Source organism: Pseudoalteromonas sp. MMG033, from assembly GCF_057197785.1.
Window position 1 is genome coordinate 3,406,140 of record NZ_CM170070.1, and the last position, 15,617, is coordinate 3,421,756.

Annotated in this window: 11 protein-coding genes; 5 read left to right on the forward strand and 6 right to left on the reverse strand. The window is 38.1% G+C overall.

Annotated elements, in window-relative coordinates; all coding sequences use genetic code 11:
- Positions 1–355 precede the first annotated feature (355 nt).
- Together AC2CZC_RS14835 and AC2CZC_RS14840 are read right to left on the reverse strand one after the other, a co-directional pair.
- Complete coding sequence (locus tag AC2CZC_RS14835) at positions 356–1,825, reverse strand: FAD-dependent oxidoreductase (RefSeq protein WP_484582376.1); 1,470 nt, start codon at positions 1,823–1,825, stop codon at positions 356–358.
- A 54-nt stretch (positions 1,826–1,879) separates the two neighbouring features.
- On the reverse strand, positions 1,880–2,578 hold the full coding sequence (locus AC2CZC_RS14840; protein ID WP_484582377.1) for a phosphoglycolate phosphatase: 699 nt from the start codon (positions 2,576–2,578) through the stop codon (positions 1,880–1,882).
- 613 nt (positions 2,579–3,191) lie between these two features.
- Here AC2CZC_RS14840 and AC2CZC_RS14845 point away from each other — a divergent pair.
- Both AC2CZC_RS14845 and AC2CZC_RS14850 read left to right on the forward strand, forming a co-directional pair.
- Positions 3,192–3,629: a GNAT family N-acetyltransferase gene (locus AC2CZC_RS14845; protein ID WP_484582378.1), complete on the forward strand. Its 438-nt coding sequence runs from the start codon at positions 3,192–3,194 to the stop codon at positions 3,627–3,629.
- A 163-nt stretch (positions 3,630–3,792) separates the two neighbouring features.
- A complete protein-coding gene (locus tag AC2CZC_RS14850) occupies positions 3,793–4,005 on the forward strand; it encodes a hypothetical protein (RefSeq protein WP_484582379.1) in 213 nt (70 codons plus the stop codon).
- A 695-nt stretch (positions 4,006–4,700) separates the two neighbouring features.
- Here AC2CZC_RS14850 and AC2CZC_RS14855 read toward each other — a convergent pair.
- From AC2CZC_RS14855 to AC2CZC_RS14870, 4 genes are all read right to left on the reverse strand, one after another.
- The gene (locus AC2CZC_RS14855) at positions 4,701–8,030 is read right to left on the reverse strand and encodes a leucine-rich repeat domain-containing protein (protein ID WP_484582380.1); all 3,330 of its coding nucleotides are present in this window, start codon (positions 8,028–8,030) and stop codon (positions 4,701–4,703) included.
- A gap of 311 nt (positions 8,031–8,341) precedes the next feature.
- Entirely contained in the window at positions 8,342–8,626 is a 285-nt protein-coding gene (locus tag AC2CZC_RS14860) for a DDE-type integrase/transposase/recombinase (protein ID WP_484582381.1), read from the reverse strand.
- Positions 8,627–9,173: 547 nt separating this feature from the next.
- Complete coding sequence (locus tag AC2CZC_RS14865; protein ID WP_484582382.1) at positions 9,174–9,311, reverse strand: hypothetical protein; 138 nt, start codon at positions 9,309–9,311, stop codon at positions 9,174–9,176.
- Positions 9,312–9,523: 212 nt separating this feature from the next.
- Positions 9,524–13,234 (reverse strand): leucine-rich repeat domain-containing protein, encoded by a 3,711-nt coding sequence (locus tag AC2CZC_RS14870; RefSeq protein WP_484582383.1) that lies wholly within the window; start codon positions 13,232–13,234, stop codon positions 9,524–9,526.
- A gap of 804 nt (positions 13,235–14,038) precedes the next feature.
- Between AC2CZC_RS14870 and AC2CZC_RS14875 the strand changes: the two genes are divergently transcribed.
- From AC2CZC_RS14875 to AC2CZC_RS14885, 3 genes are all read left to right on the forward strand, one after another.
- Positions 14,039–14,383, forward strand: coding sequence for a 5-carboxymethyl-2-hydroxymuconate Delta-isomerase (locus AC2CZC_RS14875; protein ID WP_484582384.1), 345 nt, complete (start codon positions 14,039–14,041; stop codon positions 14,381–14,383).
- Between the two features lie 268 nt (positions 14,384–14,651).
- The gene (locus tag AC2CZC_RS14880) at positions 14,652–15,071 is read left to right on the forward strand and encodes a helix-turn-helix domain-containing protein (protein ID WP_484582385.1); all 420 of its coding nucleotides are present in this window, start codon (positions 14,652–14,654) and stop codon (positions 15,069–15,071) included.
- A 72-nt stretch (positions 15,072–15,143) separates the two neighbouring features.
- Positions 15,144–15,554, forward strand: a complete 411-nt coding sequence (locus tag AC2CZC_RS14885) for a VOC family protein (protein ID WP_484582386.1) — start codon at positions 15,144–15,146, stop codon at positions 15,552–15,554.
- Positions 15,555–15,617 lie beyond the last annotated feature (63 nt).

Below are 15,617 nucleotides of genomic sequence, written 5' to 3' on the forward strand. Positions count from 1 at the left end.
AAAACATGTAGGTTTATGTGCATGTTTTTCTGATTGAACTCTATTACTAGGGGAACAAAGCTTCGTCAGGGTTTCAGTGCTATTTTTACGTGCTTAATAATTCAAGAATGTATGTTTTTTATTAAATGCGGTGTAGCTGGCTAGCTGCTCCATGTTTTAGTTCGACACACAAGGGTATAGATCTAATCATTGCCTCAGCATTGCTCTTTTACTTTGTTGAGGGAATATGGGACAGACAAGATTTGTCCATAACGCCATACAAAATCTATCTACCAAAATACGAATGAAATAATTCACTTTTCAGAAGAGGAAAACGGCTAAAGGCTTTTGCATTACCTAGAGCCGTTAGACCTAGTTATGTAACACTTGGCATTGTTCTCCCTGCTAGATCTGCAGGAAAGCCTCTTTCTAGGGCTAGGTATTCAGCCCTTTGGGCAATTTGTTGTTCAGGTATGTTGTTAGTCATGGAAGTATCAACAAAGCTATTTCGACAGCGTTGTGAGTTTTCGTCAGTTAACAAACCAAGCTCGACTAATTTATCAAAGATGGTATTTGCCGCTGGCAGGGCAGACGATGCCTTGACGATTTCACATCGAGCATAGCTATTTGATTGAAAAGCCACATCAGCAACCCTTAATGTCGCATCAGCACCTGGTATTTGCTGCGCGCCATACATAGGGCGGCCACCAACATCAGCACTATTAAAATCAGGGATATAGCCCGCTACTTTTTCGATAGCTTTGGCGGTTCTTTCATTGATGATTTGTTCGTCCCACTGATGATTTACCTTTCTGATGTATTTGCTCGGTAACTCTGGTTGAGCACTTTCCTGTTTAGACGACACTAACCCATCCTCAAAAAGGGTAATGTCAGGCGTCATTGCGTGTATTTGAAAGTAACCATTAGGGTATGGAGTTAACTGCGTCATGCCATCTTTAGTGCCTCGAGTACCATGAAAGATAACTTCGGGCCATTTAGTCTGGGTGTCATTCCAACGGCTAATATAAGCGGCTTTAAATTCAACCATACGCTTTGGTTTGGCACCTACCATGTCATCAATGGTACCAGTTCTAAACCCACAGGCATTAATTAGATAGTCTACTTCAAATGTCTCATCTATGCCCGAGCGTGTTGTTTCAATCATCCATTTTTGTGCACTGTTTTGTGTGACTGAAGTCACTTGAGTGCTTGTGAGTAACTCACAATGTGGACTATTTTCTAGTGCTAAACTGGTTAATGCTGCTAGCCTGAAAACGCTAATGCCATATTCTTGTACTAAAAAGATCGGGAATTTAAGCCGCGTTAAATCTGTTTGCTTCGCAAAGGCTATCATCCATTCATCGGGGGTTTGTGGATGATTTGGAACCGGTAATTGCGACAATTTTTCAATGTCTGCGCGTTGGTACAATCTAAAATACTCGGATGCAGGCCCCAGTATTTCATTTTGAGGATCTGACTCGACGAGCCTCTGATATTCCCTCTGTAGCACTGTTAGCCTAGATATAACATCGCTTGGTTCGCCTTTATCGTGCGATGGTACAGCCACGATTGTCGGCCTGTAATCTATGGCTTCTTGATACAGCTTTGCTGTATTAATCGATTGTTTTAATAAATCGATACACTGCTGATCTGATATTTCTCTATATAAATTGCCCCCTGCGTGCAGGTGACACATTGGCGGGCCATTGACTAAGCTACTCTCTTTTTCGAAAAGTAATACGTCAGCGCCTTGTTGGCTTAATTTTAATGCGATGGTTGCACCGCCAATACCGCCGCCTATGATCCCGACGCGAGTATTGGCATACTTTGGCTGTTTATTTATCATGCTCTACACAATAATGGAAATGTTAAAACGTCAAACTTCAAAAGGCTGAGCTTGTTAATGTGCTGATTCCGCAACGGGAACTAGGGCTTCAATGATGTCGGCAAAATTATCTAACACCAGTGATGCGCCATGGCTATTAATGTCTTCACCGTGATTATATCCATAGGTTAAACCGATGCTCTGCATCTCTGCTGCTGTTGCTGCAAAAATATCGTTTTTCGAGTCACCTATCATTAAACACGACGATGCTTTAACGCCGAGCGATTCACATACGTAAGTCAACTGCATAGGGTCAGGTTTGCGTTTTGGCAAGCTGTCGCCTCCGACAACCATTTCGAAAAGGTTGTCTAGACCTAAGTGCTTTAAAATTGGGCGAACAAACTGCTCTGGTTTGTTTGTAACAATTACCAATCGATAACCGTCGCGATGCAGGGATTCTAATGTGCTTTTTACATTGGGGTATAGTGTCGTATCAACACATACATTTTGTTCGTAATAAGTTAGAAAAATTGAAAGTGCTTTTTCGACATAAGCGGGATCTAAGTCAGGGGTGATGTCAATATGACCTGATAATGCTCTTTTGGTTAACACCGCTGCGCCGTTACCAACCCAACTGCGGATCGTATCTGTAGGGTAGGGTTTCATGTCTAATTCATGTAGCATTTGATTAATGCTGAGCGCTAAATCTGGCACACTGTCTATCAATGTGCCATCCAAATCAAATAGCAATACGTTTTTGTCGGTGAATTTCAATGTAAATTCCTAATATTGGCCCTAGTTTAAACCGCGCTAGTGTATCTTTAAAAAGAGCCACTTTCTACGGCTATCCTAGCTAAATCTTTGTGTTCTGTGTAAACCTTGTTGAACTGTGTTTTGTTCATAACGTTTTAAGATTTTTGCACCAGAACTGTTATCCAAACGACTCTGTAATACGTCCCCTAAGTATTTTCGGTTCAAAAAAATAATGAGTATTTCTACAAATTGATAAGATGGTTTGTATTGCTATATCTTTAATGAACTGTGGTGAGCTATGAGAGTTAGGTATCTTTACAAAAGCCAGATAATTGGCTTTGGATAAGAGACCATTTCCAGCGAATGGTTCGTGGTGGGCTGAGTTAATTAAACAACCACTATCACGCCTCGCTGAAGCTCAGTGGTAATTTAGGGTGGGTAAGTAATGCCCTAACTCGAGACATCTTCAAAATATATCTGTCCTAGTTGTTCTTCTATTTGTTCTCCAGTTCGCTTTAAGAAGTGCCTGTCCGGTTTTGAGCACGATTTTGAGGTTAGTTGTGCTTGTCATTTACTACTTTAAAAATACATTCAATAATTTTATATTAAAAACAAAAAAAGGTTTAAAAAGTACATGATTTATACTTTACGCAAAGCCAACGACGGTGATTTAGATTTTTTATTGGATCTGCGCCGAATAACAATGGATAACTATTTATTAAGTGATGGTGTAGATATAAGTGATAGTGAGCATCTTTATCGCATAAAATATAATTTTGAAGACGCCCAGATAATCCAAATTAACAATGAAAATATTGGATTGTTTAAAGCTAGTTTCATTTCTGAAAAATCACAATGGTATATTTTTCAGATACAAATACTACCTTCATATCAAGGTTTTGGAATAGGTAGGAATCTAATCACTGATTTATGTGAAAAAGCGAAAAAAGACAAATTATCGGTAGGCTTAAGTGTTCTCAAGAGTAACCCCGCAAAGAATCTTTATGACGCGCTTGGCTTTCGGGTTATCAGCTCAGATTGTTCTGAATATGAAATGGTATACGGTGCTTAACAAACGTGAGAATGACTTTAAAAAGTAAAACGATTGGCTGTAAGTGAATACCTAACTTCTACTGAATATTTGTTATAGTATTATGGGCGCGGCAGGCCTTATGTTTGTTCCTAATGTTCGTCGATGGCTGCTTTCAATTTATATAAATTTTAATGTAAGTGTTATGAATACGATAATTCAGCATATAGAAACGTATTGGACAAAAAAGTCTCGCGGTAATCCAAGAGCTGCAGTACGAAATGCAGTCCCTGAAAATTATTCAATAAAGGGTGTGCCAGAAACCCAAGGTGTATTCTTATATAAAGTTAAATATTCAGAGTATAGTAACTTTAGTGACCCTGTGGTGTCTGAGTTTAGATGTATAAATGATATTTAGCAACGTCAGCTGGGTTTTAAGCTCGAAGTATTGAATGGAGAGCTCTTAGTTTCGAAATGGGGCAAAAGAGGTCATGTTAAACATGTTTGTGTTCTAAAACCGAATACATGGATTAAGATTGTTACTAATGAGCGATCTTCTATAGAGTACACTTGGGCATATTATAAGCATGTGTATAATATCTATTTTGGCAACCCTTTTAATGCTGATAAGGTACTGTTATCTCAAGAGCCAAGTAAAGTGTTAAATGATGAGACAAATCTATGGTAATTTTGTTCTTGAAGAAGAGTAAGGAAATGTAGTAATTAATACTTTTTGGTCACCTAGTTATAATTATTCCCAATACTGCCGTTGTTTCATGATTGGCGAGCAACCATCATTGTGTTTGTGAGGCCGGTAGCGGTTGTAGTAGCCCGAGATGTATTGGGAAGGGTATGATCTCAAAATAGTTTTGGCTAATGGCTGAACCATTTGAACTGTTCCTCAATATAAACGAAATTTAGCATAAATAAGCAATTGAGCTAGAATTACTTTCTAAACATTAGGTTCATTTGTGCGGCTAATAATTATATTCAAGTATCACATTCCATTATGGCATTGACAATTATTTTGTTCTTCTAATCTGAAGCTGAATTAAATCGCATAGGTAAATATAGAGACTGGCACACGGAGTGTGCCGGTCTCTAATTTTTAGGCTAGTAGTAAGACGCTACAAAGCAAAAATCACCTATACAAGATACATTTAAGTCAAGCGTTAAATAAGAAAGAGACATATTAGAGCTGATATCGACTTCTGACAATGCGTTGTTATGTAACTGGAGGTAGCTTAATTGACTATTATTTGCGAGGTCGACAGTGGTTAACTTGTTGTTGTTTAAATATAACTCTACAAGTGCACTATTATCACTCGTATTTAGCTGCGTAAGTTCGTTGTTGTCAGCTATTAAATTTGTTAATGCCTCACTTTGGGTAATATTGAGTTGGGCAATATTATTTCGACTCACTTTTGCGTAGGTTAGTTCAGGCTGCTCTGACAAATCAAGTTCACTTAGTTGGTTGTCGTCCACATATATTGTACTCAAGACTGAGTTGGTTGCTATATCAAGCTTGGTCAATTTATTACCGCTTGCATATAATGTCTTCAATGCGGAGTTTGCAGTGGTATCAAGTTGAGTCAGTTGATTGTAGTTCGCATCCACAGTAATGAGATATGGACTGGGCGGTAGTATGAGCTCTGAAAGCTGGTTATCACTAACATGAAGTTCTTTGAGCACCTCAACTCCTGCCAAGTTGATAGATGTAAGTAAGTTACCAGTGGCATAGATATATTCGAGTGCAGGTGTATTGGCGAGGTCTAATGTATCTAGTTTGTTATAATTTACATTAAGCGTCCCTAACTCTGATTTATTCGATAGGTTTAGAGATGTTAACTCGTTAAAATCAGCACTCAGATAATTTAATTCAACATTGCTGGTTAAGTCTAACTCTTGAAGCTTATTATTTGACAATGTGATACCTTCCAGATTCATGTTGTTGGATAGGTCAACCTCGGTTAGTTTATTGCCCGAAACATCTAAATAGTATAAGGCGCTATTATTGCTAGTATCCAACCGTGTAAGTTGGTTATTATTCAACGATAAATACGTTAAAAGCACATTGTTAGACAAGTCAATATTAGTTAGTTTATTGTTCGAGGCGTATAGGGTCGTCAACTCCGGATTATTGGAGATATCTAGCGCTGTTAAAGCATTGTCGCTAACATCCAAGAAACTCAGTTTTGTAATGTGTTCAAGGCCAAGGTTTGTTACGTATGACCCGATGACAACAAGAGAATTGAGCTCAGGCACATGAGATAGGTTCAGTGTCTCTAGTGGTAAGCTCTGAAGCGATAGGTAGTTGAGCTGAGAGTGGGCTGATAAGTCTAAGTCATTTATCTGTATATTGGTTAGACTCAGACTAGTAAGCTGTGTTAAATGAGATAACTCGATGTCTTGTATGTCATGGCTACCCAATAAACTGAGATCTTTTAGATCTGGCGTGGCCAAAAGGTCAAGCTGTGTAAGTCTGTAAGCATGAACATTTAGTTTATCAAGCTGCGAGTTGTTAGATAAGTCGAGCGCAGTGAGCTTATCACTATAAATAGAAAGGCTTTGAAGTTGCTCATTATTAGATGTGTTGAGGCGGTCCATTTCCCATGCTTGAACATACAGCTTTTGCAACGATTTATTTGAAGAAACGTCGAGTTTATTAAGCTCTGAGCGGTATATTAACAGTGTTTTCAATGCCGTATTATTTTCAACATTAAGTGTTGTAAGGACGCTACTCTCGAGTGTTAATTGGGATAGAGCGGTATTTTTTGACACATCTATTGTTTGCAAATTATCCGAAAATACGCTTAATTCTGTCAGGCTAGCATTTGCATCTAGTTTAATGGTTTCAAGTTTGGGATCTGAAACTGACAGTTTTTCAAGGGCTTTAAAGTTCGAAAAGTCCAGTTCGGTAAAACCATTGCCAGAAACGGCTAGTTCAGTAAGTAATTCGTTAACAGGAAAACTGAGTTTCGTAAGTTGGTTATTTAACAGATGAAGCTCTGTAAGCATTGGGTTGCGCGAGATGTCCAGTTGAGTCAGTTGGTTATTCTCTACAAAGAGTTTGGAGAGATTTGGTAACTCCGTTAAATCTACTGCCGAAAGCTTGTTATCCGCCAGTCGTAATTCGGACAACTCTGGATTTTGCGATAGTTTAATTGTATTTAATGCATTACTCGTGAGATCGAGTGATTGCAAATGCGGATTATTCTCTAAGTTAATGTCTGTTAGCGCATTAGAAGATAAATTGACAATCACCAATTCATTATTCTTACTGAGGTCGATCTCAGATAGTTGGTTTTTAGATACTGTCAAAAATGTCAGGTGTTGAGCATATGAAAGATCTAAGTTTATTAGTTGGTTTTCATAAAGCTCTAGACGGTCCAAGTTCAGCGAGTTAGTTAAATTTAAAGTGGTTATTGGGGTATGTATGATCGATAAATCATTTAATTCAGAGTTTTGTGACAGTTCTAGCTGAGTAACATCTACTTCGTAGAGCCATAATCGGCTAAGTTTTGGGTTATTTGATAGCTGTAGGTTGGTTATTGGTGCATTATTAATAATTAAGCTGCCAAGATTTATATTCGTATTAACGTCAAGATCGGGTAGCACTTGGCTGGAGACTGACAAGTTGCTCAATTCAAGGTTTTTAGACACATCCAGGGTTTCTAATTGAGCAGCATTTACAGATAAGGAGTTAAGTTTTGCATTCTTTGTGACGTCTAGCGCTCTAAGTTGTCCGCTGGTAATGGCAAGGTTTACGAGATCTGTGTGGTTAGAGATATCCAAAGAGTTTAATTGACTACCATCGATCCTTAGCGATTCGAGTTTGGTGTTGCCTGAAATATCAAGCGTTTCAAGGAGTGGGCTTAAAATGACAAGTGAACGCAGCTCAGGGTTTTCGGAAGTGTTTAGGCTGGTAAAATTTTGCTCATACAACTCTAAATATTCAAGCTTTGTAAAATGCTCAATGGCTTTTGTGTTTTCAATGGGCTGATAACAGAAAATTGAAGTAACTTCATCGGCAAACCTGTAGTCGCCTTGTTCAGATAAACATTGAGTGAGTACAGGGCCTATATCCAATGAAGTGAGTTCGACACGAGGTTTAAATACAATATCAACAGTACAGTCTGACTGCATGCTTTCAATGCTATACCAGTTGTCTGTCAGTGTACCACCACACCCAGTAGCTGAGGCAACATAGTAGCCTTCATCTGGCTCTAGTGACAAGCGAGTGTAACTATCGGCATACACTGTTTTTGTAGGGTTAATGGCTCTACCAGAACCGACAATATTGGTATTTAAGGTATAAGTTACAATATTTGTCGTAGTAGAAGAGCTGTTTGTATCACTATTGTTGTTACTGCTGCCGCCGCCACAGCCAATTAAAAACAGAGAGAGCAATGCAGCTACAGGAAAAGTTGGTTTATGTGTCAATTGGGTACTCCAGAAGTTTATGTCGATAGCTTATCAGAGCGCGAGCGTTCTGAATAAGAAGGCAATAATGCGCAATATGGTACAATATTGAGGTTAAAAAAGATACGAACATGATTTTTTTGTAACTTTAATGTTTTTTTTGGGTTTTGTTTGGTTAAATTTAATGCCTTATTACTGGCTCTATTTAAAACCTAACGTGTACTTTTATTTTTGGGTTATGGAGGGGGTTCCTAGTTTTAATTATGCGGGCTTTTGTTTTTTCATTTTTTAATGATTTGTAGCGTGCGTTTTACTTTTAATTATAAATATATTTATCTAAATTTATTTCTCTTCTGTTTTTTATATTCTGTTCGAGTTGGTTGTGGGTTTATGGTGAGCTTTTCGATAGCCGTAATAGGCATCCTCTCGGGTTTTAAACTCCTAAAAAAGCGTTTCATTGGCACGTTATCCCAACGGTTTCCCCTACGAGAGTGACTTTGTTGTATGTCATAACGCCAGAGTAACTGACTTAAACTCTTGCTAGTATAATGACAGCCTTTATCACTATGGATTAGTATCCGCTTTTGATTACCTCGGTTTTCATAAGCCATTCTCAAAGCCTTTTCATTAGTTCACTGTCTGGTTTCGCTGACGTTGCCCAGCCAACAATTTTGCGAGCATATAGGTCGATTAAAATTGACAGATAAAGCCCACGAGAGCCACACTAGACTTGAACTGGTTCTTTTGTGCTAAATTCTCTTTTCAATAAATTCGGCATGCTAACGAGTTCTTTTTCTGCTCTTGCATACTTATGTGTTGGCATTTGACGTCTAACTAGTCCCACTTGTTTCATCAACTTAGTTACCAACCAACGACTTGCTTTTAAGCCAGATTTTGTGAGCAGCTGAACTAAAGTTCATTGACTTGCTAAGCTATGACTTAGCCCAAACCAACGTTTCATTTTGGCAATTAAACGTAGCCGCTCAGGCGTTATGGTACTTAGTGTTTCACGCCAATATAGGTAAAACTGCTACGCTGCGCTTTAAATACCGAACACAAGCGCTTCACAGGCCTTCTCTCTAGAAGGGAGGGGATCAGGGTAAACCTTTGATGGAGTCTTACATCAAAAGAGCTGAAGCCTTTTTAGGGTCTCATTGTCCTATTCTAGGCGCTGAGTTTGTGTTCAAGTGCACGGGTTTTAAGTTGGTCAGGGGTCAGCGGGTTCGCACTTGTGAGGTTACCATTAGGCTCTTCTTTTTGTTGGCGAGCCCATTTATCGGCAGTGGGTTTACCTAGTCCCATCTACTCGGCAACATCTCTCACGAAGCGTTTCTCTGAGCTACTTCAAGTTTAAATTCAGGAGAATAAGTTGGACGAGTTCTTTTAGTCATACTTGCACCAAATCAGTTATGGTGATTCTATCACCTCTAATCAGGTGGCCAAATTTATTGGGCCACTACAGCCACTACTTTTAGCAACTAACACACTCAGTGTGTCAGTTGCTTATTTGTCGGTTAGTAGTAATACGCCATAAAGCACATATTACCAGTACAAGAAACATTGTAGTCGAGGGTCAAATTATATAGTTCTTCAATTGAACTGATATCGACTTCAGACAATTCGTTGTTATGTAACTGGAGGTAGCTTAATTGGCTATTATTTGCGAGGTCGACAGTGGTTAATTTGTTGCTGTCCAGATATAACTCTACAAGTGCACTGTTATCACTTGTATTGAGTTGCGTAAGCTCGTTATTGCTGGCTGCTAACATTGTCAATGCCGTACTTTTGGTTATATTCAGCTGAGCGATATTGTTTTCGAATAAATATGCGTGGGTTAGCTCTGGTTGTCCTGATAAGTCTAGTGCACTTAGTTGATTATCGTTCAAATGTAGCTCAGACAACATTGAGTTAGCGGCTATGGTAAGTTTGTTCAAACTATTGTTACTTGCATGTAATGTCTGCAATGAAGGATTTGCAGTGGTATCTAGGTCAGTCAACAGGTTGAAGTCTATATTAAGAGTAATGAGAGATGGGATAGAGGCTAGAGTGAGCTCTGAAAGTTGGTTATTCACTGCCTCTAGTTCAATTAGGGAGTCATGGCTTCCCAAAATCAGTGATGATAAGTGATTGTCGCTTATATTGACTTTAATCAGTAATGGGTTATTACTCAGGTCAAGTTGTGTTAGTTGATTTGAATATACATCCAAATTTTGTAGTGCTGAGGCTGAAGATAACGCAAGTTCTGAAAGTTGGTTATTCTCTGCTTTTAGTTCAATTAGGGAGTCATGGCTTCCCAAAATCAGTGATGATAAGTGATTGTTGCTTATATTGACTTTAGTCAGTAATGGGTTATTACTCAGGTCAAGTTGTGTTAGTTGATTTGAATATACATCCAAATTTTGTAGTGCTGAGGCTGAAGATAACGCAAGTTCTGCTAATTGGTTATTATCAACATTAAGCGTCTTGAGTGCGTTCGCTCCCTCAAGGTTAATAGATGTGAGTAAGTTGTCAGAGGTATAAAGATATGATAACGCAGGTGCATTTGTTACTGTTAACGTCTTTAGTTTGTTATCGTTTACAATTAGTGTCTCTAACTTAGATTGATCTGAGATATCCAAAGTCGTTAACTTGTTAGAGGGTGCAATTAGATAGTACAATTCAGTATTTTGGGTTATGTCTAATTCTTGAAGCTTATTGTTAGATAATGTAACTCTTTCCAGTAGTAAGTTGTTGGATAGGTCAATTTCGGTTAGTTGATTATTCGAAACGTATAAAGAGGATAAGGCGATATTGTCGCTGATATCCAATTGATAAAGTTGGTTATATTCCAACGATAAATACGATAAAAGCACATTGTTAGATAAGTCTATATTGGTTAGATTGTTGTTCGAGGCGTATAGGATTGTCAACTCCGGATTATTGGAGATATCTAGCTCAGTCAAAGCATTGCCGTTAACATCCAAGTAACTCAGTTTTGTATTGTGTTCAAGGTCAAGACCAAGGTAAGTAAGTTGTAACCCATTGACAGAAAGAGAGTAGAGCTCTGGCATACCAGACAGGTCAAGTTTCTTTAGTGGCAAGTAACTTAGCGATAATGAGTTGAGCTGAGAGTGAGCAGATAAGTCTAAGTCATTTATTTGTATATTGCTTAGATCTAGACTAGTAAGCCGTGTTAAATGAGACAAGTCTATGTCTTTTATGTAAGAGCTAATACGGAGCTCTATGAGATCCGGTATGGCAGAAAGGTCAAGCTGTGTTAGTCCGTGAGCATATACAGTCAGTTGCTGAAGCTGCGAGTTGTTAGATAAGTCGAGTGAAGCGAGCTCATCACTATAAACATGAAGGTTGTGAAGCTGCTCATTGTTAGATGTGTTGAGGCGGTCCATTCCCCAAGCTTGAACATGCAGATCTTGCAATGATTTATTTGAAGAAATGTCGAGTTCATCAAGCTCTGAACTGAATATTTGCAGTGTATTTAACGCTGTATTATTTTCAACATTCAGTGTTGTAAGGGTGCTGCTCTCAAGTGTTAATTGGGATAGAGCGGTATTTTTTGACACATCTATTGTTTGCAAATTATCCGAAAATACGCTTAATTCTGTCAGGCTAGCATTTGCATCTAGTTTAATGGTTTCAAGTTTGGGGTCTGAAACTGACAGTTTTTCAAGTGCTTTAAAGTTTGAAAAGTCCAGTTCTGTAAAACCATTGCCAGAGACGGATAGTTCAGTAAGCAATTCATTAATAGGGAAACTAAGTTTTGTAAGTTGGTTATTTAACAGGTGAAACTCTGTAAGCATTGGGTTGCGCGAGATGTCCAGTTGAGTCAGTTGGTTATTCTCTACAAAGAGTTTTGAGAGATTAGGTAGCCCCGTTAAATCTAATGTCGAAAGCTTGTTATCCGCCAGTCGCAATTCCAACAACTCTGGATTTTGCGACAGTTTAATTGTGTTTAATGCATTATTCGTGAGATTGAGTGATTGCACATGCGGATTATTCTCTAAATTAATGTTTGTTAGCGCATTAGAAGATAAATTTACATTCTTCAAGTCAGTATTCTTACTGAGGTCGATCTCAGATAGTTGGTTTTTTGATACTGTTAAAAATGTCAGGTGTTGAGCATCTGAAAGATCTAAGTTTATTAGTTGGTTGTCAAATAGCTCTAAATGCTCCAAGTTTTGCAAGTTAGTTAAGTTTAAAGTGGTTAGTGGGGTGTGTGTTATAAACACATGATGTAATTCAGAGTTTTGTGACAGATCTAGCTGAGTAATATTGGCTTCGCTGAGCGATAAAGAGTTAAGTTTTAGGTTGGCAGAGAGTTGTAAACTGGAAATAAATGCATTTTCAATATATAAATGTTCAAGGTTTATATTCGTATTAATGTCAATATTTGACAGCACTTGGCTGTTGATAGACAAAGAGTACAACTCGATGTTTTTAGATACATCCAAGGTTTCTAATTGAGCCGCACCTACAGACAAGATTTTGAGTTTTTTATTCTTTGTGACATCGAGCGCTTTTAGTTGCCCACTGGAAATAGCAAGGTCTATGAGATGTGTGTTGTTAGAGATATCCAAAGAATTTAATTGACTATCATCGATCCTTAGCCATTCTAGTTTGGTGTTGTTTGAAATATCAAGCGTTTCAAGGAGTGGGCTAGAGATCTCAAGCAAATACAGCTCTGGGTTTTCTGAAATATTGATGTTTGTAAAGCTTTGATTATGAAGTTCTAAGTACTGAAGCTTTGTAAAATGCTTAATGGCTTCCGTGTTTTCTATGGGCTGATGACAGTCAATGGAAGTAACTTCATCGGCGAACTTGTAGTCGCCTTGTTCAGATAAACATTGAGTAAGTACAGGATCTATATCCAATGAACTGAGTTCGACACGAGGTTTAAATATAATATCAACAGTACAGCCTGACTGCATACTTTCAATGCTATACCAGTTGTCAGACAGTGTACCACCACACCCAGTAGCTGAGGCGACATAGTAGCCTTCATCTGGCTCTAGTAAGAAGCGAGTGTCACCATCGGCTCGCACTGTTTTTGCAGGGTCAATGGCTCTACCAGATCCGACAATATTGGTCGTTAAGGTATAAGTTACAATATTTGTCGTGGAAGAAGAGCTGTTTGTATTACTATTGTTGTTACTGCTGCTGCCACCACCACAGCCAATTAAAAAGAAAGAGAGCAATGCAGCTACAGAAAAAGTTGGTTTATGTGTCAATTGTATACTCCAGAAGTTTATGCCAATAGCTTATCAGAGCGAAAATGCTCCGTATACGCAGTTAAGTTAACGATATAGTATAATTGTGTAAATGATAAAATATACACTTATTTTTTATTTTAAGTTTATATTTTTATTGTTGGTGTTTTTGGGCTGGTTTTTCTTTTTTATTTTAAAATTTATTTTTGTATTTTCAGTTTTTTAGTTTGTGGCTTTCTTTTAATTATAAATATATTTATCTAAATTCATTTTCTTTTACGGGGTTTTATGCCTTTTTCGATTTGATGGTGGGTTTGTGGTGAGATTTTTGGTCACTTAAAAGCTTATAATTTACTTTAGAAAGAATGAAAATTTAATATAGCCTTTACTACACATGAAAATACATACGCTGAAGATTTTAACCGAGCGAGTTTTTCAAAAAAGTACTTTAAGATAAAGCCATGGTTACTTAAGGGGTCAGATACTTATTTTGAGTACTGTCTTTTCTTATTCTTGAATATCTAGATATTGATCATTCGCACATGAACGAAGTGATGTCGTTCAAAAGCTTCTCTTAACAGGTATATCGGCTTACTAAGCTTCGAGAGTTGCTCTTGAAAATGTTGACCCTAAAAAGCGATAGGAGAAAGTAGACAGGCTAAATTCAGGTGAAAGCTTCGACTTAGTATTTGGGAAGTAAGAAACGTTTAAACTTGATAGATAAGGCGGTAAGCTAGGCTGAATAGTAGAGTCATATTTTTTAGGATCTGAGACTTAGTGTGTTTGGATTGAACGCAGGTAAAACAATAATAGATAGGAGTATACATGCCACATTTTGTAATGGATTGCTCAGAAGGCATTCTAAAAATGCATGATGAAGAGTTTATTCTTGAGAAAGTTTTTTTGGTAGCGAGCGCGACTCAATTATTTGATGACAATGACATTAAAGTGAGAATTAACCCTTTTAAAAAGTACTCAGTTGGCAACAAACGAGAGGAGTTTATTCATGTGTTTGCTTCCATCATGCAAGGTCGAACAGAAAAGCAAAAGACGGCATTATCTCAGGCTGTCGTATCAAAACTTGTTGAAATGTTCCCACACGTACCAAATATCGCCATGAACGTTGATGATTTTGAGAAGGCGACATACTGCAATCGCACAATGCTTTAGTATCTTTATTTAAAAGACTGCCACTTTCATATTCTCTGCTTTGAAACGACATACTGATATTATCTAGAAGTGGCAATAGTCGTTTAGAGATGAATTCGGTGAGCGCTTAGTAGTTATAGGATTTTTTGATTGATATTTGGTTCTAATACAACTTAAGCAAGCCCAAAAAAATAGAGTATTTTGTAAGGGCTGATGATTGCTTTGGGTCGTGGCGCTTCGCATGCTTTAATGGTGTATTATGAATGCGCTTTAGTAAAAGGATATGTTCATGGCTAGCAGCAACAAATATAAGAGACTCAGCGATAGCAGGGATTTTATTGTAGACAATTACCCTGAACCTCTTAGCTTATCCGATATCGCAAAACACTCATGTATGTCCCCATACCATTTTTTGCGTGTTTTTAAGGACACGTATGGTGAAACACCCAATGATTATTTGATCCGGCTTAGAGTCGAGCAAGCAAAGAGAATGCTTATTACAGAACAGTGTAGTGTCTCTGAGGTTTGTGAAAAAGTGGGTTATGCAAGCCTAGGTAGCTTTTCATCTTTATTTGTAAAACAAGTTGGTGTAGCGCCGACTTCATATCGACGTAAGTTATGGGCTTTATCAGCAGAAGCCTATTGCTTTCCTGCTCAGGCGATACCTGCGTGCTATGCATATCACTTTTTGGGTAAATTGACGAAATGAGCAAGATTGAAGAAATATTCTTGTGATTATTTTTGTATGATGAAGATGATTGAACAAATAAGGAATATATAAATGATCACATCCATAGCACATACAACAATCTATGTTCTCAATCAGGAAGACGCGCTTGATTTTTATAAAAACAAGCTTGGTTTTGAAGTGGGAGATGATATGAAAGTGGAGGGCGGTTTTCGATGGTTGACCGTGCACCCGAAATCTAAACCCGAACTCCAATTAGTATTGGCAGAGCCTAAAGAAGGGCCTATGTTTAACAAGGACGCGGCGGAGAAAATACGGAGTCTAATTGAAGAAGGCGCATTTGGTGCGGGTGTTTTTGAAACAGAAAACTGCCAAAAAACGTACGAAGAACTTGTTTCGAGTGGTGTGGAGTTTATTCAACCGCCAACAGATCAGCTGTACGGTGTTGAAGCGATGGCGCTGGATAACTCTGGAAATTGGTTTAGCCTAGTTCAAAGGCAATAAGCACTGAATTTTGAAAGTAGGGCATTTTCAATATATGCCCTAAATGTGGATCTTCTTTGAGTA